The following is a 21,268-nucleotide window of genomic DNA, read 5'->3' on the forward strand; positions in this document are numbered from 1 at the left end:
CCGCACCCGCCAGGAGGACCGGAATGAGTGGTCGTCACGACCGCGAGAGCATCTTCGCGCTCCTGCACGCGGAGATCCTCGACGGCACCCTCGCCCCCGGCACGCCCCTACGCGAGGTGGCGCTCGCGGAGCGCTTCGAGGTCTCCCGCACCCCCGTGCGCGATGCCCTCTCCCGCCTCGAGCAGGCGGGGCTGCTCACCCGCGCCCAGCGGGGCCTCGAGGTGCAGAGCGTGGACCCGCAGACGATCATGCAAGTCTACGACGCGCGCATCCTGCTCGAGGAGCAGGTCGCGGGGGACGCGGCCCTGCAGCGCACGGTGAGCGACGTGCTGCGCATCGAGGCCCTGCTCGAGCGGGACCGTGCGCTCACCGCCCGGGACGACGCCGCGCTCATCCGCGCGAACCTCGAGTTCCACCACGCCGTGTGGACGGCGAGCCACAACCCGGTGCTGCAGGACCTGCTCGCCCAGCTCTCCCGCCACCTCGTCCACGCCCCCCATTCGACGCTCACCGTCGAGGGCCGCTGGGAGCAGGCGCTCGAGGAGCACGCCCGGCTCGTCGCGGCGATCTCCGCACGGGACGTCGACGCCGCCCGCGCGACCGCCCGCGCGCACTTCGAGACCGCCCGCGCGATCCGCCTGGACCTGCTGCGCGCCTCCGCGCGCGAGGAGACCACGGCCACCGCCGCCGACTGACCTTGTGCCCACCGCGCGCACGTCGGCGCCGGCAGGTCCGAGGACCCGCCGGCGCTGAGGTGCTCCGGCTCAGCTGAGGAAGCGGTCGTAGGCGGCGTTGGTGAGGAAGGCCGGGAAGTCCTCGCCGAGGACGGCGTCCCGCAGCAGCTCGGCGGCGTCGGCCGCGCGGCTGCCCTCCTCGCGGCCCATCTCCTCCGCGTAGCGCTCGATGAGGAACTCGACCTTCTCGCGCACCACGGGCATCCCGTCGGCCGTGGTCATGCCCTGGTTGATCCACAGCCACAGCTGCGAGCGGGAGATCTCCGCGGTCGCGGCGTCCTCCATGAGGTGGTCGATCGCCGCGGCGCCCTGCCCGCGCAGCCAGCTGTCGAGGTAGCGCAGCGCGACCCGCACGTTCTGGCGGACCCCGGTCTCGGTGATCGCGGCGCCCTCCACGGACATGTCCAGCAGGTCCTCCGCGGTGACGTGCACGTCCTCGCGCAGGCGGTGGCGCTGGTCGGGGTCGGTGCCGAGCACGGCGTCGAACTCCGCCTGGGCGGCGGGCACGAGGTCCGGGTGCGCCACCCAGGTGCCGTCGAAGCCGTCGGTCGCCTCGCGGCGCTTGTCCTCGGAGACCATCTCGAGCGCCTGCCGGGTCACCTCCGGGTCGCGGCGGTCCGGGATGAAGGCGCTCATGCCGCCGATCGCGTGGGCCCCGCGCTGGTGGCAGGTGCTCACCAGCAGCTCCGTGTAGGCCCGCATGAACGGCACGGACATGGTGAGCTCGCCGCGGTCCGGCAGCACGCGGCGGCGGCCGCGATCGCGGAACATCTTGATGACGCTGAAGAGGTAGTCCCAGCGTCCCGCGTTCAGCCCCGCGCAGTGGTCGCGCAGCTCGTAGAGGATCTCCTCCATCTCGAAGGCCGCGGGGAGGGTCTCGATGAGCACGGTCGCGCGGATCGTGCCGTGCTCGAGGCCCAGCTCCCGCTCGGTCTCCGTGAACACCTCGTCCCAGAGCCGCGCCTCCTGGTGGGACTCGAGCTTGGGGAGGTAGAAGTACGGGCCGCGGCCGCGCTCGATCAGCTCGCGGGCGTTGTGGAAGGCGTAGAGGCCGAAGTCCACGAGGCCGGCGACGGCCCGTCCGGTGCGGCCGCGGGGGCAGGTGTAGCGCAGGTGCGCCTCGCTGAGGTGCCAGCCGCGGGGGCGCAGCACGATCGTCGGGGTCTCCTCGCCGAGGCGGTACTCCTTGCCCTGCGGGGAGGTGAAGTCGATCTGCCGACGGATCGCGTCGAAGAGGTTCACCTGCCCGCCGACGATGTTCTCCCAGGTTGGGCTGAGGGCGTCCTCGTGGTCGGCGAGCCAGACGCGGGCGCCGGAGTTCATGGCGTTGATCGCCATCTTCCGGTCGGTGGGACCGGTGATCTCCACGCGGCGGTCCTCGAGGCCGGGGCCGGGGCCCGCGACCCTCCAGCCCGGGTCCTCGCGGATCGCGGCGGTCTCGGGGAGGAAGTCGAACATGGACCCCGCGCCGATCGCGTCGCGGCGCAGCTCGCGGGTGCGCAGCAGCTGGTAGCGGCGGTTCTCGTAGAGGTCGTGGAGGTGGGCGACGAAGTCGAGCGCCTCGGGGGTGAGGATCTCGTCGAACCGGTCGTGCATCGGGCCCAGCACGGTGAGCGTGCCGCGGGGCTCATCGCCCCGGTCGGTGGTGGTGGTCGTGGTGCGGTCCTGGGTGATGGTCATCGTTCTGCTCCTGCTCGGGAGGTGGGGCCGGGGTGGTCGGGGCCGGCGAGCGCTCAGTGGAACTGGGCGGTCTCGGTGGAGCCGGCGAGGGCGAGGGTGCTGCTGCCCGGGTTCAGCGCGGTCGCGACCCGGTCGAAGTACCCGGTGCCCACCTCGGCCTGGTGGCGATGGGCGGTGAAGCCGGCGGCGGCGGAGGCGAACTCCGCCTCCTGGAGGTCCACGAAGGCGCTCATCTGGCGCTCCTCGTAGCCCCGGGCCAGCTCGAACATGCCGTGGTTGAGGGAGTGGAACCCGGCGAGGGTGATGAACTGGAAGGCGTAGCCCATGGCGGCGAGCTCGCGCTGGAAGCGGGCGATCTGGTCGTCGTCGAGGTGGCGCTTCCAGTTGAAGCTGGGTGAGCAGTTGTAGGCGAGGCGCTGCTCGGGGAAGTCCGCGTGGATCCGCTCGGCGAAGGCGCGGGCCAGCTCGAGGTCCGGCTCCGCGGACTCCACCCACAGCAGGTCCGCGTAGGGGGCGTAGGCGAGGCCGCGGGCGATGACGGGCTCGATGCCCGGTCGCACCTCGTAGAAGCCCTCCGCGGTGCGCTCCCCGGTGAGGAACTCGCGGTCCCGCTCGTCGATGTCACTGGTCAGCAGGTTCGCGGCGAGGGCGTCGGTGCGGGCGATGATGACGGAGGGCACGCCGGCGACGTCCGCGGCGAGGCGGGCGGCATTGAGGGTGCGCACGTGCTGGGAGGTGGGGATGAGGACCTTGCCGCCCATGTGCCCGCACTTCTTCTCGCTCGCGAGCTGGTCCTCCCAGTGCACGCCCGCGGCGCCCGCCTCGATCATCGAGAGCATGAGCTCGTAGGCGTTCAGCGGGCCGCCGAACCCGGCCTCGGCGTCGGCGACGACGGGGGCGAGCCAGTCGCGGCTCGTGGTGCCGGTCTCCGCGTGCTCGATCTGCGCGGCGCGCATGAGCGCGTTGTTGATGCGCCGCACGACGTGGGGGACCGAGTTGGCGGGGTAGAGGGACTGGTCGGGGTAGGTCTTGCCGGAGAGGTTCGCGTCGGCCGCGACCTGCCAGCCGGAGAGGTAGATGGCCTTGAGGCCGGCGCGCACCTGCTGCACGGCCTGGTTGCCGGTGAGGGCGCCGAGCGCGCGGACCCAGCGGGTGGGGTCTTCAGCGTTCTCCTCGACGAGCTGCCAGAGGGTCTCGGCCCCGCGGCGGGCGAGGGTGTGCTCCTCGCGGACGGGGCCGGCGAGGGAGAGGACGTCCTCCGCGGTGTGGTCGCGGCGGACGCCGCGCCAGCGGGGGTCCACCTCCCAGGAGGCGGCGAGCTCGGCGGCGGTGACGTCCTGGTCTCCGTGGCGACGGGTGAACTGGTCCATGATGGCCTCCTTCGGCCGCAGCGTTGCGGGGGAACACCGGTGAACTTCACCGGGTGCTCACACTCTGGTGGCCCCGCAACCCCCTGCGAAGGGGAGATTCCGAAGAACTTTCCCCGAAGTTCTGCCGTGGAGAACTTCCACGTGGCACCCTGCCTCCATGGCGCACGACGACGTGACCCCCGCCCCCGGCCGCTCCCCCGCGGCCACGCTCCCCGCCGACGAGGACCCCACCGACCAGCTCACCGTCGGCCGGCGCATCCGCGCCCGCCGCCTCGAGCAGGGCCTCTCCCTGCGCGAGCTCGCGCAGGCCCTGGACCGCGCCCCCTCCCAGCTCTCCGTCATCGAGAACGGCCGCCGCGAGCTGCGCCTCGGCGAGCTGCGCCGCATCGCCGCCGTGCTCGAGGTGGAGGTCGCGGACCTCCTGCGCCCCGAGCCGCCCACGCGCCGCGCGGCCCTCGAGATCGCCCTCGAGCGGGCCCAGGCCGGCACCCTCTACCAGGGGCTCGACCTGCCCGAGCTGCCCGTGCGCCGCTCGCTGAGCGACGCCGCGATCGAGACGATCCTCGGGCTGCACGAGGAGCTGCGTCGGCTCCACGAGGAGCGCGCCGCGACCCCGGAGGAGGCCCGCCGCGTCAACGGCCAGCTGCGCGAGGAGCAGTCCCGCAGCGGCAACTACTCCCCCGAGCTCGAGGCCACCGCCCGGGAGCTGCTGGACCGGATCGACCACGCCGGCGGCCCCCTCTCCCACCGCAAGGTCTCCCTGCTCGCCGGGGAGCTCGGCTTCACCCTGCACTCGGTGCCGGACCTGCCCCACTCCACCCGCTCCATCACCGACGCGGAGACGATGCGGATCTACCTGCCGCTCGAACGGGGCGGCGCCGATCCGCGGATCACGGTGCTGCAGGCGATCGCCGCGCACGTGCTCGGCGAGCAGGAGCCGGCGGACTACGGCGAGCTGCTGCGCCAGCGGGTCGAGGTCAACTACCTCGCCTCGGCGCTGCTGCTGCCGGAGGAGGGCGCCGCCGAGTTCCTGCGGGCCGCGAAGGCGCAGCGGGAGCTGTCCGTGGAGGACCTCCGGGACGAGTTCGCGGTGAGCTACGAGATGGCCGCGCACCGCTTCACGAACCTCGTCACCCGCCACCTCGACATCCCCGTGCACTTCCTCAAGACCCATTCGAGCGGGGCGATCCTCAAGGCGTACCAGAACGACGAGGTGCGCTTCCCGACGGACGCCCTCGGCGCCGTCGAGGGGCAGGTCGTGTGCCGCTGGTGGAGCGCACGGCAGGTGTTCATGAGCGAGGACCGGATGAGCCCGTACTGCCAGTACACGGACAAGCCCGGCGGCACCTACTGGTGCACCTCGCACATCGAGTCCGGGCAGGGCGGGGAGTACTCGATCTCCGTGGGCACGCGCTTCGAGCACACGCGCTGGTTCCGCGGCCGGGAGACCACGCGCCGCTTCGCCTCCTCGTGCCCCGACCCCACGTGCTGCCGTCGCCCCCGGCCCGAGCTCGCGGAGCGCTGGCAGGGCTCCGCGTGGCCCGTGGCGCGGCTGCACGCCTCGCTGCTCGCGGCGATGCCGTCGGGCACCTTCACCGGGGTGGACCGGGTCGCGATGCTCGAGTTCCTGGACCGCCACGCCCCGCAGCAGCACTAGGACGCGAGCTCAGCGGCTCAGAGCAGACTGCCCAGCAGCAGGCCGATCGCGGCCGACGTGGTCGCCACGACGAGCGTGCCCAGCGCGTTCACGATCCCGTCGCGGCGCCGTCCCGCCTGCAGCAGCCGCACCGTCTCGAGGCTCGCGGTGGAGAAGGTCGTGTACCCGCCGAGGAAGCCCGTGCCGAGCACGAGCTGCGCCGAGCCGGCCAGCAGGTGCTGGCCGACCATCCCCGTGACCAGACCCAGCAGGAAGGAACCGGTCACGTTGATGAGGATCGTGCCCCAGGGCAGCGACTCCCCCGCCCGGGAGCGGATGACGCCGTCCAGGGCGAAGCGGGTCGCGGCGCCGAGCCCGCCCGCGAGGGAGAGCAGCACGAACAGCAGCGGGCTCATCGCTCATCCCTCCGCCTCGTGAGGGCGGCGCCGGTCATGATGCCGACGAGGCTCGCGGCGGCGCCCAGCAGCAGCGTCGCCGCGACGTAGGCGAGCGCGAGCAGGGGCCGGCCCGCGCCGAGCAGACCGGCGGTCGCGACCGCGAAGGTCGAGTAGGTGGTGAAGCCCCCGAGCACGCCCGTGCCGAGGCCCAGGCGCAGCAGGCGGCGCCGGCCCGCGTCCGGTCCGCGGCGGGCGAGAGCCTCGAGCAGCAGGCCCAGCAGGAACGCGCCGAGCACGTTGATGCCGACGATCACCCAGGCCACGCCGCCCGTGGCGGGGAACGCGAGGCTCAGCCCCTCCCGGGCCGCCGTGCCGAGCGTGCCGCCTGCGAGGACCACGGCGAGCAGGCCGGGCCGCAGGTGCGCGGGGCGGCTCTCCGACGTCGTCATGCGCTCTCCCCGGCGAGGATCGCGGCGTACCCCGCGCGATGGTCGGGCACCTCGAGATGCCCGAGGAGGCGGTGCAGCGCGGTGCCGTCGAGCACGGTGCCCGCGCCCGGGTCCGGGAGTGCCCGAGGAGGCACCGGCAGGTCCAGCTGCGCGGCGATGTGGCCCACGACCTCGCCGAGCGGCGCCGGTGCGGCGTCCACCGCGTGCAGCAGTCGGGGCGGGTCCGTGGCCCCGAGCAGGGCGACGACGGCCCGGGCGAGATCCTGCTCGTGGATGCGGTTGGTGCGGCGGTCGAGATCGACGGGCCGCTGCTCGCGCACGGCGCGGATCAGGCGGTCACGGCCGGGGCCGTAGATCCCGGCGGCGCGCAGCACGACCGCGTCGAAGAGCTCCCGCGCCGCCTCCTCCCCCTCCACGAGCCGGCGCGCCCGCTCCGATCGGGGGCGAGGAGGATCCGCCTCGGTGAGCGGGCGGCTCGCGTCGTACCCCTCGAGCACGCGCGTCGAGGAGATCAGGACGGTGCGGACGGGCAGCGCCGGCACGGCGTCGCGGAGATGCTGCAGCGGCACGCGGAGGTCGGGGAATCCCGTGGGCGGCAACGTGATGACCAGGGCATCCGCTGGCGGCAGCGGAGACGTGAGCGGTACGGAGAGATCCGCGACGACCGGGGTGATCCCCGCCGGCAGGTCGCGGGGATCACGCCGGAGCCCCAGGACCTCACCGCCGGCCTCCTGGAGCAGCGCGGCGATGCGCGCACCGAGCCGCCCGCAGCCCGCGATCAGCGTCGTCCGCCCCATCAGGCGCCTCCCTCTCCGTGCTCTGCCGACGTTCCCGCCGCACGACCTGCGGCGATGGCCGACACTACCCCGCACCTCAGTCCGGTCCGGCCCATGGGCCCGGCGCACCGTGCCGCGGCGCGCCGGGCGCTCCCGAGAACGCCGAGACGGCCCCGCCGTGCTCCTGGCAGAACGACACCGGTTCCCCGCGAGCACCAGCACCAGCACCCCACACCATCCGCAGATCCTCTCGTCGTTCCGCTGAGACGTAACGCGCGTAGCGCTTCTGCCGCTACGTGCGTTACGTGCGATAGGCTGACGGAGCGCGGAGAGATCCGCACGCGCCGGACCAGGGAGAACGTCATGACCGAGCAGAACAGCACCGAGACCCAGCCCCTCTCGGAGGCCGAGGAGCGGGCGCTGCAGGCCGCCGAGGCCCTCGCCGCCGCCGATCAGCCGGTCACCGCACGCTCCGTCCGCGAACGGGCCGGCGTCGCCATGGCCGTCGCGAGCGCCGCCGCCACCGCCTGGAACGAGAAGGCCGCCGCCGCGGAGGCCGTCCCGGACATGCCCGACGACGTGCTGCGCCGCTTCGCCGGCGTCTGGGCGGCCGCCCACGAGCAGGCCAAGGGCGCCTTCACCGAGGAGCGCGACGGCCTCCGGGCCTATGTGCGGGAGGTCGAGGCCGAGCGCGACGCCCTGATCTCCGACCTCGAGCAGGAGGAGAGCCGGCGTGAGCAGGAGGTCGCCGCCGTGGAGGACCAGGTCGAGGAGGCGCGGCTCGTGATCACGGACCGCGAGCGCCAGCTCGAGGAGCAGCGGGAGCGGTACGAGGAGCAGGCCACCGCCCTGCAGGACGAGCTGATCGAGACCCGCACCCGGGCCGAGCGCGCGGAGGCGGCGCTCACGGCGCTGCAGGACGCCCTGGGCCCCGCGCTGGCGCCGCTCATCTCCGCGGCGCAGGAGAGCAGCTCCGAGGAGACCTCGGCGGGCTGACGCCCGCGCCTGCGGGCGGACATGCAGAAGGCCCCTCCCGGAGGAGGGGCCTTCTGAGGGATCTGTCCGTGGAGACTAGGGGGGTCGAACCCCTGACCTGAAGCTTGCAAAGCTACCGCTCTACCAACTGAGCTAAGTCCCCTGATGCAGTTGTGGTGCTGCAGCCCGTGGCCGCGTCCCGCCGGGAGGTCAGGCCCGCGGTGCGGGGACGGACTCCGTGGTGTAGACGGTCTCGGCGCGAGGAGCATCCTGCTCGGAGGAGATCTTCTCGGCCTCGGCCCAGAGATCGTCGCGGTGCTGGTCCGCCTCGACCTTGCGCCAGACGAGGACTCCTGCGACGGCGCTTCCGGCCAGCAGGGCGGTGTACGCGAGAAGCTTCTTCACGAGTCCTCCGATCACGGGAGTGGGCCTAACTGGACTTGAACCAGTGACCTCTGTCTTATCAGGACAGCGCTCTAACCGACTGAGCTATAGGCCCATGGGGGCTGGAACCGGATCGTACCGGGTGGGCCACCGACGCACTACTGTACGGGCGCCCTGCGTGCACGTCCAACCGAGAGCCCGTGCTGTACCCGAGGTCACAGCGGATTCGGAGCCTGGGGGCGCACGCTGGCCCTCGCAGCCCGCACGACCACCGCAGGGAAGGGGAGCCCATGACCGCCTCACCGCACGCTGTGCGCATCCGCTCCGCCCTCGCGGGCGTCGCCGCGGGGCTCGTGCTCGTCGCCGTCGCGGAGCTCGCGTCCCTGCTGTTCAGCGCCTCCTCCGCGCCCTTCGTCGCCGTCGGCGGGGCCTTCGTGGACCTGATCCCGGGCGCCCTGAAGGACGTGGTCGTCGCCCTGTTCGGCACGGCGGACAAGCTCGTCCTGTTCCTCTGCATGGGGGTCGTGTACCTCGCGCTCACGGCCGGGATCGGGCTGCTCGGCGCGCGCCGCATCGGGGACGCGGTGCTCGCGCTGACGGCCCTCGGCGTGCTCGCCGCCGTCGTCGTCATGACCCGGCCGGAGAACGCCCCGGCGAGCATGCTGCCCACGCTGCTCGGCACCGCCGTCGGCGCCCCCGTCCTGCTGCTCCTGCGCCGCGCCGCCCGATCGTCGGAGGACGGCACCGGACGGCGCGATCTGCTCGTCACCGGCGCCGTCGCGATCGGCGCGGTGCTGCTGGGCGCCGGCGCGCGCGCCGTGAATGCCGGGCGCTCCGCCGCGGAGGCCGCGGCCCGCCGCTTCACGATCCCCACGCCCACCGCGCCGGCCCCCGCGGTCCCGGCGAGCGCGCAGGTCACCCTCGAGGGCATGCCCGACGTCGTCACCGCGAACACCGACTTCTACCGCATCGACACGGCCCTCGCCGTGCCGCGCGTGGACCCCTCGACCTGGTCCCTGCGCGTCGTGGGCCTCGTGGACCAGGAGCTCACCGTGAGCTTCGAGGAGCTGCTCGCCGAGCCCGCGATCGAGACGACGGTGACGCTCACCTGCGTCTCCAACGAGGTGGGCGGGGACCTCGCCGGCAACGCCCGCTGGATCGGTGTGCCCGTGCGCACCCTGCTCGCGCGCGCCGGGGTGCAGGACGGCGCGGACATGGTCCTCTCCCGCTCGGTGGACGGCTTCACCGCCTCCACCCCGCTCGAGGCGCTCACGGATGACCGCGATGCGATCCTCGCGGTCGCCATGAACGGCGAGGCGCTGCCCGCGGAGCACGGCTATCCGGTGCGGATGGTCGTGCCGGGGCTGTACGGCTACGTCTCCGCCACGAAATGGGTCGAGGAGCTGCGGGTGACGACCTTCGCCCAGGAGACGGCCTACTGGACCACCCGCGGCTGGTCGGAGAAGGGCCCGATCAAGACGGCCTCCCGGATCGACGTGCCCCGTGACGGGGACCGTCTGGAGGCCGACGACGCCGGCGCGGTGACCCTGGGCGGGACGGCCTGGGCGCAGCACCGGGGCGTGGAGGGCGTGCAGGTGCAGGTCGACGACGGCCCCTGGCAGGACGCGACGCTCGCGACCTCGATCAGCGCGGACACCTGGGTGCAGTGGTCACTGCCCTGGACCGGGGCGACGCCCGGGGAGCACACGGCCCGGGTGCGCGCGAGCGACGCGACCGGGGAGCAGCAGACCTCGACCGAGGCACCGCCCGCGCCGGACGGCGCGAGCGGCTGGCACGAGGTGTCCTTCAGCGTGCGGTGAGCCTCAGGCGCGGGGCAGGCCGTCCGGCAGGTCGAGGCCGTGCGAGGCGAGCAGGGCGCGGGCGTCCTCCGGATCCGCGGCGAGGCGCGCGCAGACCTCCGCCGCATCGCCCTCGAAGGGGTCGGGGTCCACGAGCGCGGCGAGCCGGTCGAACAGCTCCTGCTGGCTCGCGTGCAGCGGCAGCGGGCGCAGGCGGCCGATCACGCCGTGGCGGCTCGCGTAGACCTCTGCCGCGGCGGGGGCGGCTCCGGCGGCGAGCTCGAGCGGGAAGCGCTCGACGGGGAGGGCGAGGCGCTCGTAGTTGGGCTCGGTGATGTCGATCGCCTCGCGCTGCTCCGTGGTGACCCACAGCCCGGTGACCTCCGTGCGCACGCCCGGCGCGGCGAAGGGCGCGGCGGGGACGTAGCCGGGCGCGGAGGCGTGCGCGCTGTGCCCGACGGCGATCCCGGTGACGTGCGCGGTGACCAGCACGGTCGCGGTCTGCGCATCGTCCTGCAGACCTGCGTGGGCGTACTTCGCGGCGATCACCTGCGGGTTCCGGTTGGAGCCGACGGCGAGCACAAGATGGCGGCCCTCGAGCCCTGCGGCGCCGAGACGAGCGAGCGCGGCCTCCGCGGCGGGGAGGTCCGCGGCCGGCTCGGCGACACCCCCCGCCCCGAGGACGGCGAGCGACGGGAGCGCCTCGGGCCAGGGGTAGTCCTGCGGGGGGCGGGGCGCGGCGTCATGCATGTCGCCGAGCGTAGCGGTGGAGGACGCTGGCGCGCCTACCCTGGGGAGATGAGCGAGCAGCGCGCGATCGACGCCCTGGAGGCCTCGGGCCTCGACTTCGAGATCACCCGTCACGGGCGGGTGGGCTCCCTCGCGGAGGCGGCGGCCGCTCGCGGCGTCGAGCCCCGGGACATCGTGAAGTCGCTCGTGGTGCGCCGCGGGGAGGGCGACTTCCTGTTCGTGCTGGTCCCCGGGGACCGGGAGATCTCCTGGCCGCTGCTGCGATCGCTGCTCGGGGTGAACCGCCTGTCCATGCCGGACAAGGAGGTCGCGAAGGAGGTGACCGGCTACGAGCGCGGCACCATCACGCCCTTCGGGTCGACGACGGCCTGGCCGGTCGTCGCGGACGCCTCCCTCGTGGGGGACCCGGAGCGCCGGATCTCCGTGGGCGCGGGGGCGCACGGCACGGCCGCGACGGTGAACGCCGAGGCCGCCCTCGACTTCCTCGACGCCCAGGTCGCCGACGTCACCGAGCTCCAGCAGGGCTGAGCGCCCACCGCCCCGCTCAGGCGGCGAGGGCGTGGTCCACGAGCACCTCGGCGGCCGCGCGGGCATGGGCCGCGGCGCTGGGCTCGCCGGCGATCGCGGCGGTGGACTGAGCGCCCTCGGCGAGCAGGGAGAGCTGGGCGGCGAGCTGCTCCCCGCCGGCCACGTCCTCCCCCACGAGCTCGACCATGGTGCGCTGGAAGGCGGCCTTGTGGTCGCGGACGATCTGCGCGACCTGCTCGTCGGTCCCGGAGAGCTCGCCCCAGGCGCGGAGGAAGGCGCAGCCGCGGAAGGTGGGGTCCACGAACCATTCGGCGAGGTGGTCGAAGACGGCGAGCATGCGTGCGCGGCGGTCCTCCCCGGCGAGATCGACCTTCGCGGCCAGCGCGTCCTCCCACTGCACGCGGCGGCGGGCGAGCACGGCGGCGACGATGTCCTCCTTGGAGGGGAAGAGCCCGTAGAGCCGGCGCAGGGAGACGCCGGCCTCGGTGCGCAGCGCGTCCATGCCGACGGCGCCGTAGCCGCGCTCGTAGTAGAGCCGCTCCGCCGTCGCCAGGATCCTCTCGCGGGCCTCGTCCTCATCCATCCCGCCATGGTACTTGACATGAGAACGTGCGTTCTCTAGTTTGTGACCCATCGGCGAGAACGCCCGTTCTCACCTCTTCCGGAAGGACACCGTCATGGGGACCATCACCGTCGGCACCGAGAACTCCACCCCCGTCGAGCTGTACTACGAGGACCACGGCGAGGGCCGCCCCGTCCTCCTCATCCACGGCTACCCGCTCGACGGCCACAGCTGGGAGCTGCAGACCCGCGCCCTGCTCGAGTCCGGCCACCGTGTCATCACCTACGACCGCCGCGGCTTCGGGAAGTCCTCGAAGGTCACCACCGGCTACGACTACGACACCTTCGCCGACGACCTCCACCAGGTCCTCGAGACCCTCGACCTGCGCGAGGTCACCCTCGTCGGCTTCTCGATGGGCACCGGCGAGCTCGCCCGCTACGTCGCCCGTCACGGCCACGAGCGCATCGCACGCCTCGCCTTCCTCGCCTCGCTCGAGCCCTTCCTCGTCCAGCGCGAGGACAACCCCGAGGGCGTGGACCAGAGCGTCTTCGACGGCATCGTCGAGGCCGCCCGCGACGACCGCTACGCCTGGTACACGCAGTTCTTCTCCGACTTCTACAACCTCGACGAGACCCTCGGCTCCCGGATCAGCCAGGAGGCCGTGGACGGCAGCTGGAACGTGGCCGTCTCGAGCGCCCCCACCGGCGCCTACGCCGTCGTCCCCAGCTGGATCGAGGACTTCCGCGGGGACGTCGCCGCCGTGAAGGAGACGGGCCTGCCCGTGCTCATCCTCCACGGCACCGGCGACCGCATCCTCCCGATCGACGCGACCGGCCGCCGCTTCCACGCGCTGCTGCCGGACGCCGAGTACGTCGAGATCGAGGGCGCGCCGCACGGCCTGCTGCGCACCCACGCCGAGGAGGTCAACGCGGCGCTGCTGCCCTTCGTCGGCGCCTGAGGCACCACGGACGACGACAGCGGGCGCGCACCCCTCGAGGGGTGCGCGCCCGCTGGTCTCCGCGCCGGGGCCCGGATCAGTCGTCGGTGAAGGTGAACTTCAGCCCGCCCAGCAGGGCGGCGACGAGGTTGTACAGGAACGCCAGCAGCGTGCCGAGCGCGGTGATGATCACGACGTTCACCACGGCCACCACGGTGCCGTAGGAGACGAACTTCGAGAAGCTGAAGAAGTCCATGAACGGCAGCGCGTCACCGCCGTTGAGGTCCTTGCCCAGCTGGTCGACCTGCGCCCACAGGCCGATCGCGTCGACGAGGTTCCACAGCAGCACCACGGCCACCACGGTCGCCAGGCCGATCGCGAGCGCGACGAGGAAGGACAGCTTCATCACCGAGAACGGGTCGATCCGGGCGAGGGTCAGCCGCACACGGCGCGGGCCGCGGCGCTCGGCGTCCTCGGCGGGCTTCTTCACGGGGCTGCGGGAGGCGCCCTTGCCGGCGGATCCCCTGCCGCTGCCCAGACCGGCCTCGGAGGGCGAGGCGGCGCTGCCCGTGCGGGCGGCCTTCCCCTTCTCCTGGAAGGCGGGAAGCGACGAGGTCTCGTCGGGCGAGGTCCCCTTGGAGGTGCTCGAGGTCACGGATCACTCCTCGGTGATGTCGGCGTCGGTCCCGGCGTCGGCCGGGTCGGACTGGTCAGAGCCTAGCCCGTCAGCGGTCCCCGGCTCCTCGCCGGCGTCGCCCTCGGACGAAGTCTCCACAGCATCGCCACCCGCGGCCGGCTCGAGATCGGGCCGCTCCTCGGGATCGACCTCGTCCTCGTCGACCTCGGACTCGGCGCTCGTGGTGACCAGCAGGATGGAGTCGCCCTTGTCCGGCTTGGCGAAGACCACGCCCATGGTGGTGCGGCCCTTCGCGGGGACCTCCGCCACCTTCGAGCGGACCACGCGGCCCTTGGCCATCACCACGAGCAGCTCGTCGGTCTCCTGGACGACGGCCGCGCCCACGAGGTGGCCGCGGTCGTCGGGCAGCTTCGCGACCCGGATGCCCAGGCCGCCGCGGCCCTGCACGCGGTACTCGTCCACCGAGGTGCGCTTGGCGAAGCCGCCGTCGGTCACGGTGACCACGGAGGTCCCCGGCCGCACCACGTCCATCGCGAGCAGCTCGTCGTCCTCACGGAACTTCATGCCGGTCACGCCGCTCGTGGAGCGGCCCATCGGGCGCAGGACGTCGTCCGCGGCGGGCATGCGCACGCTCTGGCCGTTGCGGGAGACCAGCAGCAGCTGATCGTCCTCGTCCACGGCCCGCGCGGCGATCACGCGGTCCGGCTCGGGGCCGTCGGGGCCGTCGACGTCGCGCAGGTTGATCGCGATGATGCCGCCCGTGCGGTTCGAGTCGTACGCCGTCATCGCGGTCTTCTTCACGAGGCCCGAGCGGGTCGCGAGGACCAGGTACTCGGCGTCCTCGTAGCCGTCGATCGCGAGCACGGAGGCGATGTTCTCGTCCGGCTGGAAGGCCATGAGGTTCGCGACGTGCTGGCCCTTGGCGTCGCGCGGCGCCTCGGGGAGCTCGTAGCCCTTCGCGCGGTAGACGCGCCCCTGGTTGGTGAAGAACAGGATCCACTGGTGGGTGGTCGTGGTGAAGAAGTGCTCGACCACGTCGTCCGTGCGCAGGGACGCGCCGCGCACGCCCTTGCCGCCGCGCTTCTGGGCGCGGTACTGGTCGGTGCGGGTGCGCTTGACGTAGCCGCCCCGCGTGATCGTGACGACCACGTCCTCCTCGGGGATGAGGTCCTCCATCGACATGTCGCCGTCGAAGGGCAGGATCCGCGTGCGGCGGTCGTCGCCGTACTTGTCGACGATCTCCGCGAGCTCCTCGGAGACGATCTGCCGCTGCCGCTCGGGGGAGGCGAGGATCGCGTTGTACTCCTCGATGAGCGCCTGCAGGCGGTCGTGCTCCTCGATGATCTTCTGGCGCTCGAGGGCGGCCAGTCGGCGCAGCTGCATCGCGAGGATCGCGTTGGCCTGGATCTCGTCGATCTCGAGCAGGCCCATGAGGCCCACGCGCGCCTCGTCGGCATCCGGGGAGCGGCGGATCAGCGCGATGACCTCGTCGAGCGCGTCGAGCGCCTTGAGGTAGCCGCGGTAGATGTGGATCTGCTCCTCGGCCTTGCGCAGGCGGTACCGGGTGCGCCGCACGATGACCTCGATCTGGTGCTTTGTCCACTCGCGGACGAAGGAGTCGATCGAGAGGGTGCGCGGCACGCCCCCGGCGAGGGCCAGCATGTTCGCGGAGAAGTTCTCCTGCAGCTGGGTGTGCTTGTAGAGGTTGTTCAGCACCACCTTCGCCACGGCGTCCCGCTTGAGGGTCAGCACGAGGCGCTGGCCGGTGCGGCCCGAGGTCTCGTCGGTGATGTCCGCGATGCCCTGCAGGCGGCCCAGCTTCACGAGCTCGGCGATCTTGCGGGCGAGGGTGTCGGGGTTGACCTGGTAGGGCAGCTCCGTGACGACGAGCGACATGCGCCCGTTGATCTCCTCGGTGGAGACGACGGCGCGCTGGGTGATCGAGCCGCGGCCGGTGCGGTACGCCTCCTCGATGCCCTTGGTGCCCACGATCGTCGCGCCCGTGGGGAAGTCGGGGCCCTTGATGAAGCGCAGGCACGCCTCGAGCAGCTCCGGCTTCGTCGCCTCCGGGTTCGTCAGCAGCCACTGCACGGCCTCGGCGACCTCGCGCAGGTTGTGCGGCGGGATGTTCGTCGCCATGCCGACGGCGATGCCGGCGGAGCCGTTGACCAGCAGGTTCGGGAACCGGGCCGGGAGGATCATCGGCTCGTCGACGGTGCCGTCGTAGTTGTCCTGCATGTCGACCGTGTCCTGGTCGATGTCGCGGACGAGCTCGAGGGCGAGCGGCGCCATCTTGCACTCGGTGTACCGGGGGGCGGCCGCGCCGTCGTCGCCGGCGGAGCCGAAGTTGCCCTGGCCCAGGATCAGCGGGTACCGCATCGACCACGGCTGCACGAGGCGCACCATGGCGTCGTAGATCGCCGAGTCGCCGTGGGGGTGGTAGTTGCCCATGACCTCGCCGACGACCTTCGCGCACTTCGAGAAGGAGCGGTCGGGGCGGTAGCCGCCGTCGTACATCGCGTAGACGATGCGGCGGTGCACGGGCTTCATGCCGTCGCGGACGTCCGGGAGCGCGCGTCCCACGATCACGCTCATCGCGTAGTCGAGGTAGGACTTCTGCATCTCCTGGTTGAGGTCGACCTGGGTGACGCGGTCGCCCTCGCCCTCGTCGAGCGGGTCGACGAGGGTGACGGTGCGGGCCTCGGCCTCCGCGGCGGAGACCTCCGTCGCACCCTCGGGGGTGGGGCCGGCGGGGGCGCCCGGCAGGGCGGCGTCGCCGACCCCGCTCATGGCGTCGTCGGCCGCGCCGTCCTCGGGGACGACGGGCTCGTCGGGGGTCGTGGGGTCCTGAGGGGTGTCAGGGGTGTCGCTCATGGAAGGCCTTTCAGCGGTGGCCGGTCAGGGGAGGGACCGCGGGCGCGCAGGGGCGCTGCGCCGGGGTCCGGGATCAGATGTCGAGGAAGCGGACGTCCTTCGCGTTCTCCTGGATGAAGCGACGACGCGCGTCGACGTCGTCGCCCATGAGCACGGAGAAGATGGTGTCGGCGTCGGCCGCCTCGTCCACGGTGACCTGCTTGAGGGTGCGGGAGTCGCGGTCCATCGTCGTGGTCTGCAGCTCCTTCCAGTCCATCTCGCCGAGGCCCTTGTAGCGCTGGATGCCGTTGTCCTTGGGGATCCGCTTGCCGGCCGCGCGGCCCGCCTCGAGGTTCGCGTTGCGCTCCTCGTCGCTGAACACGTACTCGTGCGGGGCGTTGGACCACTTCAGGCGGTACAGCGGCGGCATCGCGATGAACACGTGGCCGAGCTCGATGAGCGGGCGCATGTAGCGGAAGAGCAGGGTCAGCAGCAGGGTGCAGATGTGCTGGCCGTCGACGTCGGCGTCCGCCATGAGGATGATCTTGTGGTAGCGGAGCTTGGTGGCGTCGAAGTCCTCGCCGATCCCCGTGCCGAAGGCCGTGATCAGGGAGCGGACCTCCTGGTTGTCCAGGGCGCGGTCCAGCCGCGCCTTCTCGACGTTGAGGATCTTGCCGCGGATCGGGAGGATCGCCTGGGTGCGCGGGTCGCGCCCGGAGACGGCGGAGCCGCCTGCCGAGTCGCCCTCGACGATGAAGATCTCGCACTCCCCGGGATTGCGGGAGGAGCAGTCGCGCAGCTTGCCCGGCATGCCGCCGGTCTCGAGCGGGGACTTCCGACGGGTCGCGTCGCGCGCCTTGCGGGCCGCCTCGCGGGCGGCCGCGGCGGCCTGGCCCTTGAGGACGATCGACTTCGCCTCCTGCGGGTGCGACTCGAACCAGTCCTGGAGCTGGTCCGTCATGACCTTGACCATGAAGGTGCGGGCCACGGTGTTGCCGAGCTTGGTCTTGGTCTGGCCCTCGAACTGCGGCTCGCCGAGCTTCACCGAGATCACGGCGGTGAGGCCCTCGCGGATGTCCTCGCCCGTGAGGTTGGCGTCCTTCTCCTTGAGGATGCCCTGCGCCTTGCCGTAGCGGTTGACGATCGAGGTCAGCGCGCTGCGGAAGCCCTCCTCGTGGGTGCCGCCCTCATGGGTGTTGATCGTGTTGGCGTAGGTGTGGACCGACTCGGAGTAGGCGGTGGTCCACTGCATGGCGACCTCGACGCTGATCTGCGCCTCGGTGTCCTCGGACTCGAAGGAGACGACGTCGGGGTGGATGACCTCGGCGCGCTTGGCGGAGTTGATGAACTCGACGTAGTCCTGCAGCCCCCGCTCGTAGCGGTAGGAGACGGTGCGCGGGCCCTTGTCCTTCGCCTCGGTGGCGTCGGGGCCGTCGATCTCGACGTCGACGAGGTCCGGGTCCTCCTCGGCCTCGGGGGTGCGCTCGTCGGTGAGCGAGATCCGCAGCCCCTTGTTGAGGAACGCCATCTGCTGGAAGCGCTTGCGGAGCGTCTCGAAGTCGTAGACGGTCTCGTCGAAGATCTCGCCGTCAGCCCAGAAGGTGATCGTGGTGCCGGTCTCCTCGGTCTCCTCGCCCTTGTCGAGCGGGACCTCGGGCACGCCGCGGGCGTAGGACTGGCGCCAGACGTGGCCGTCGCGGCGGATCTCCACCGCCATGCGGGTCGAGAGCGCGTTGACGACGGAGGAGCCCACGCCGTGCAGGCCGCCGGAGACGGCATAGCCGCCGCCGCCGAACTTGCCGCCCGCGTGGAGGACGGTGAGCACGAGCTCGACGGCCGGCTTGCCCTCGGTGGGGTGCATCGCGACGGGGATGCCGCGGGCGTGGTCGACGACGCGGACGCCGCCGTCCTCGAGCAGCGTGACCTCGATCGAGTCGCCGTGGCCGGCCATCGCCTCGTCCACGGAGTTGTCGACGATCTCCTGCACCATGTGGTGCAGGCCGCGCTCACCGGTGGAGCCGATGTACATGCCGGGGCGCTTGCGCACCGCCTCGAGGCCCTCGAGGACGGTGATGTCGGAGGCGTCGTAGTGGGTGGGCGCGTGCGCCGCGACCTCACCTGCGGAGAGCGTCGCCTCCGGTCCCGGGGTGCCGGAGGCGGGTGCGCCTCCCGTGGGGGCTCCGGGGACGGTGCCCTCGGGGCCGGCTGCCTGCTCGGCCGTGCTGCGGTCGCTCTCGCTCACCTGTTGCTGCTCCTCGCGATCTGGGACCCCCGGCGGATGGAGCTCCGGGGGCGGGCGGTCCGGTGCTGACCAGGGACCCGGCACCTCGGCACGACGACGGCCCACGATGGCGACGCGCGCGTGCGCGCGCGAGCACCGCGGGCCGCGGTGGCGGGGTGCCGGCCCCGTCCGATGCCCCTGACGGGGTGGCGGACGATCGTGCGACGACGGCTGGTCCCCGGAGCTCCGGGGATCATCGGCGACCGCTGGCCGGACCTCGCCCAGTCTACCGGACACCGGTCCCGAAGAGCCCCAGGAACACCCCGGAACTGTGGACGACTCCACGCCCGCGCCCCCTCAGGCGATCCGTGACGGCCGCTGGGACCGTCCCGCAGGGGTGTGGATGAGGGCCCGTACCCCTCCCGGGGTCCTGACGCGGCAGCGGGGCGCCTGCGGGGACGGGCCCCTCCCACGGACGGGGCTCAGCCGTAGGTGTCCCGCGGGCCCCTCCACTGGACGGTGCGCCGCCCCTTCTTCCAGCTGCGCTCCGCCGCTGCAGGGCCCGTCACGCGCAGCTCGGAGACGACGTGCGCCCCCACGTGCTCCTCGATCGAGGTGATGAGCTGCGGGGTGAGCATGCGCATCTGCGCCGCCCACGCGGAGGAGCTCGCGCTCACCACGAGCACGCCCTCCTCGAAGGAAACTGGCCGGCAGTGGGTCGCGACACGCTCGCCCACGATCTCGTCCCACTCCTCGAGCACGCGGCCCGTGCTCATCCCCGCGTTCCAGCCGAGGTTCCCGAGCACCTTGCGCAGCACCGACTCGATGCCCTGCGGGTCCCGCGGATCGGGGCGCGCGCCCGAGTAGCCGGGCGAGCGGCCCGAGCGGTCGCGGGCATCGCGCGCCTGGGTCTTCGCGGAGATCGGGAAGAGGCCGCGGTCGCGCGCGGCGGCGCGGGAGCGGTTCACGGCGCGGCGGGCGAGCTCGAAGGGGTCGTCCGGCCGCGGCAGCGGCGGCGGGTCCACCTCCTCCTCGGCGACGGGGGACGGCTCGGCGTCGTCCCGTGCCTCCTCCCACGGCTCCGGGTCGCGGTGCGCGCTCGGTGCGGAGCCACGCGTGCCCCGCGACGGGGAGCGGCGGTCACCCGTGGTCCGTGCGGGGGCCGCGACGGGCTCGGTCACGGGCTCCGGCTCGGGCTCCGGTGCCGCGGCAGGGGTCCCGGACCAGGTCGAGAGGTCGTAGGGGTTCGCGAGCCGCGGTCGCCGCGGTCCGTGCGCGGGCGGGCGTCCGCTCATGGCGCGGTGCCCCGCGCCGCGCCGTCACCCCGCGGGACCGCGTGCCCGAGGGTCACGTCCACGAGCTGGATCGACCCCTCGAGGGAGGCGGGGATGTCGCTGTCGTTCGCGGTCGTGATGAGCACCTGCGAGGCCCCGGTGACGATGCGGCCCAGACGCTCCCGACGGTGCACGTCGAGCTCGCTGAAGACGTCGTCGAGCACGAGGATCGGCTCCCCGTCCCCGAGGTCCCCCTCCTCCAGGCGCAGCAGGTCGTAGCTGGCCAGGCGCAGGGCGAGCGCGAGGGACCAGGACTCGCCGTGGCTCGCATAGCCCTTCGCGGGGAAGTCGTGGAGACGGATCTCGAGGTCGTCGCGATGCGGTCCGGTCAGGGTGACGCCGCGGTCGATCTCCTCGTCGTGCCGGGCGGCGATCAGGGCCAGCAGCGCGTCATGGATCTGCGCGGTCGGCGGCAGCTCGCCGGGGGCCGCGCCCAGCTCGTCGAGCACGGCGGAGCGATAGGCGACGTCCGCCGGTGAGCTCACCTCGCCGCGCTGCGCGGGAGGGAGGTCGAGCGCGGAGTCGGCGCCCTCGTCGGTCGCGACCCGCAGGTAGGAGTAGCCGAGGTGCGGGCGGAGCCGGTTCACGAGGTGCAGGCGCGCGCGCAGCAGCTCCGCGCCGTGGCGGGCGAGCTGCTGGTCCCACACCTCGAGGGTGCTCGCCGCGGACTCGGCCGGGTCCAGCCCACCCACGCTGCGACCGCTGCCGCCGCGGCGCATCGAGCGCATCTGCTTGAGCAGGTTCGAGCGCTGCTTGAGCACGCGGTCGTAGTCCGCCTTGACCGAGGCGTAGCGGGGGGCGATGACGAAGAGCAGCTCGTCGAGGAAGCGTCGCCGGCCCTCGGGGTCGCCCTTGACCAGGCCCAGGTCCTCGGGGGCGAAGAGCACGGCGCGCACCTCGCCGAGGAGGTCACGCAGGCGCGAGACGTTCTGCCCCTGCAGTCGGGCGCGGTTCGCCCGGCCCGGCGTGATCTCGAGGTCCACCTGGAGGGGTCGCCCCGCGCGCACGAACGAGGCGCGGACGATCGCGGTCGAGGAGCCGCGGTGCACGAGGGCCGCGTCGTGGGGGACGCGGTGGCTCGAGAGCGTCGCGAGGTACCACAGCGCCTCGACGACATTGGTCTTTCCCTGGCCGTTCCGGCCCACGAGCACGGTGATGCCGGGGCGGACGGGCAGGTCGAGACGGGGGTACGAGCGGAAGTCGGTGAGCTCGAGGGAGGTCAGCTGCACGGAGGGAAGTCTCCCT

Annotated in this window: 19 protein-coding genes and 2 tRNA genes; 6 read left to right on the top strand and 15 right to left on the bottom strand. The window is 72.8% G+C overall.

The features are described from left to right. Nucleotides 1-23: 23 nt before the first annotated feature. Nucleotides 24-695: a GntR family transcriptional regulator gene (locus tag NLU66_RS02930; protein ID WP_259361463.1), complete on the top strand. Its 672-nt coding sequence runs from the start codon at nt 24-26 to the stop codon at nt 693-695. Between the two features lie 69 nt (nt 696-764). On the opposite strand, the gene aceB is transcribed toward NLU66_RS02930, so the two are convergent. Further along, the gene (aceB, locus tag NLU66_RS02935; RefSeq protein WP_259361464.1) at nt 765-2,414 is read right to left on the bottom strand and encodes a malate synthase A; all 1,650 of its coding nucleotides are present in this window, start codon (nt 2,412-2,414) and stop codon (nt 765-767) included. A gap of 53 nt (nt 2,415-2,467) precedes the next feature. Then, complete coding sequence (gene aceA / locus NLU66_RS02940) at nt 2,468-3,784, bottom strand: isocitrate lyase (protein WP_259361465.1); 1,317 nt, start codon at nt 3,782-3,784, stop codon at nt 2,468-2,470. 157 nt (nt 3,785-3,941) lie between these two features. Between aceA and NLU66_RS02945 the strand changes: the two genes are divergently transcribed. Next, a complete protein-coding gene (locus NLU66_RS02945; RefSeq protein ID WP_259361466.1) occupies nt 3,942-5,441 on the top strand; it encodes a helix-turn-helix domain-containing protein in 1,500 nt (499 codons plus the stop codon). 17 nt (nt 5,442-5,458) lie between these two features. Here the strand turns inward: NLU66_RS02945 and crcB are convergent, their stop codons facing one another. The 3 genes from crcB to NLU66_RS02960 are packed head-to-tail and all read right to left on the bottom strand — an operon-like array spanning nt 5,459 to nt 7,064. Continuing rightward, entirely contained in the window at nt 5,459-5,836 is a 378-nt protein-coding gene (gene crcB / locus NLU66_RS02950) for a fluoride efflux transporter CrcB (protein WP_259361467.1), read from the bottom strand. Beyond that, entirely contained in the window at nt 5,833-6,267 is a 435-nt protein-coding gene (locus NLU66_RS02955; RefSeq protein ID WP_259361468.1) for a CrcB family protein, read from the bottom strand. The genes crcB and NLU66_RS02955 overlap by 4 nt, the downstream gene beginning before the upstream one ends. Next, nucleotides 6,264-7,064, bottom strand: a complete 801-nt coding sequence (locus NLU66_RS02960; protein ID WP_259361469.1) for a sugar nucleotide-binding protein — start codon at nt 7,062-7,064, stop codon at nt 6,264-6,266. The genes NLU66_RS02955 and NLU66_RS02960 overlap by 4 nt, the downstream gene beginning before the upstream one ends. Before the next feature lie 342 nt (nt 7,065-7,406). Between NLU66_RS02960 and NLU66_RS02965 the strand changes: the two genes are divergently transcribed. Beyond that, the gene (locus tag NLU66_RS02965; RefSeq protein ID WP_259361470.1) at nt 7,407-8,039 is read left to right on the top strand and encodes a DNA-binding protein; all 633 of its coding nucleotides are present in this window, start codon (nt 7,407-7,409) and stop codon (nt 8,037-8,039) included. Nucleotides 8,040-8,108: 69 nt separating this feature from the next. Here NLU66_RS02965 and NLU66_RS02970 read toward each other — a convergent pair. The 3 genes from NLU66_RS02970 to NLU66_RS02980 form a co-directional block, all read right to left on the bottom strand. Beyond that, nucleotides 8,109-8,181: transfer RNA gene (locus NLU66_RS02970), tRNA-Ala, on the bottom strand. 47 nt (nt 8,182-8,228) lie between these two features. Next, the gene (locus NLU66_RS02975; RefSeq protein WP_103385014.1) at nt 8,229-8,423 is read right to left on the bottom strand and encodes a DLW-39 family protein; all 195 of its coding nucleotides are present in this window, start codon (nt 8,421-8,423) and stop codon (nt 8,229-8,231) included. Between the two features lie 20 nt (nt 8,424-8,443). Next, nucleotides 8,444-8,517, bottom strand: a tRNA-Ile gene (locus tag NLU66_RS02980). Nucleotides 8,518-8,692: 175 nt separating this feature from the next. On the opposite strand from NLU66_RS02980, the gene NLU66_RS02985 reads away from it, so the two are divergent. Next, a complete protein-coding gene (locus NLU66_RS02985; RefSeq protein WP_259361471.1) occupies nt 8,693-10,222 on the top strand; it encodes a molybdopterin-dependent oxidoreductase in 1,530 nt (509 codons plus the stop codon). Nucleotides 10,223-10,225: 3 nt separating this feature from the next. Here NLU66_RS02985 and NLU66_RS02990 read toward each other — a convergent pair whose 3' ends face one another. Next, a complete protein-coding gene (locus NLU66_RS02990) occupies nt 10,226-10,951 on the bottom strand; it encodes a hypothetical protein (protein WP_259361472.1) in 726 nt (241 codons plus the stop codon). A gap of 48 nt (nt 10,952-10,999) precedes the next feature. Between NLU66_RS02990 and NLU66_RS02995 the strand changes: the two genes are divergently transcribed. After that, on the top strand, nt 11,000-11,479 hold the full coding sequence (locus NLU66_RS02995; protein WP_259361473.1) for an aminoacyl-tRNA deacylase: 480 nt from the start codon (nt 11,000-11,002) through the stop codon (nt 11,477-11,479). A gap of 16 nt (nt 11,480-11,495) precedes the next feature. Here NLU66_RS02995 and NLU66_RS03000 read toward each other — a convergent pair whose 3' ends face one another. Further along, complete coding sequence (locus NLU66_RS03000; RefSeq protein WP_259361474.1) at nt 11,496-12,062, bottom strand: TetR/AcrR family transcriptional regulator; 567 nt, start codon at nt 12,060-12,062, stop codon at nt 11,496-11,498. 94 nt (nt 12,063-12,156) lie between these two features. Between NLU66_RS03000 and NLU66_RS03005 the strand changes: the two genes are divergently transcribed. Beyond that, complete coding sequence (locus NLU66_RS03005) at nt 12,157-12,999, top strand: alpha/beta fold hydrolase (protein WP_259361475.1); 843 nt, start codon at nt 12,157-12,159, stop codon at nt 12,997-12,999. A gap of 76 nt (nt 13,000-13,075) precedes the next feature. On the opposite strand, the gene NLU66_RS03010 is transcribed toward NLU66_RS03005, so the two are convergent. From NLU66_RS03010 to recF, 5 genes are all read right to left on the bottom strand, one after another. Continuing rightward, nucleotides 13,076-13,633, bottom strand: coding sequence for a DUF3566 domain-containing protein (locus NLU66_RS03010; protein ID WP_259361476.1), 558 nt, complete (start codon nt 13,631-13,633; stop codon nt 13,076-13,078). Between the two features lie 3 nt (nt 13,634-13,636). Further along, a complete protein-coding gene (gene gyrA, locus NLU66_RS03015) occupies nt 13,637-16,489 on the bottom strand; it encodes a DNA gyrase subunit A (RefSeq protein WP_259361477.1) in 2,853 nt (950 codons plus the stop codon). 73 nt (nt 16,490-16,562) lie between these two features. Beyond that, nucleotides 16,563-18,710 (bottom strand): DNA topoisomerase (ATP-hydrolyzing) subunit B, encoded by a 2,148-nt coding sequence (gene gyrB, locus NLU66_RS03020; protein WP_416232176.1) that lies wholly within the window; start codon nt 18,708-18,710, stop codon nt 16,563-16,565. A gap of 461 nt (nt 18,711-19,171) precedes the next feature. Next, the gene (locus tag NLU66_RS03025; protein WP_259361478.1) at nt 19,172-19,984 is read right to left on the bottom strand and encodes a DUF721 domain-containing protein; all 813 of its coding nucleotides are present in this window, start codon (nt 19,982-19,984) and stop codon (nt 19,172-19,174) included. Next, nucleotides 19,981-21,252: a DNA replication/repair protein RecF gene (recF, locus tag NLU66_RS03030; RefSeq protein WP_259361479.1), complete on the bottom strand. Its 1,272-nt coding sequence runs from the start codon at nt 21,250-21,252 to the stop codon at nt 19,981-19,983. Before recF ends, NLU66_RS03025 begins: the two co-directional genes overlap by 4 nt. Nucleotides 21,253-21,268: the final 16 nt, after the last annotated feature.

Origin of the sequence: Brachybacterium sp. NBEC-018, from assembly GCF_024860185.1 — a bacterium.
Taxonomy (GTDB): Bacteria; Actinomycetota; Actinomycetes; order Actinomycetales; family Dermabacteraceae; genus Brachybacterium; species Brachybacterium rhamnosum.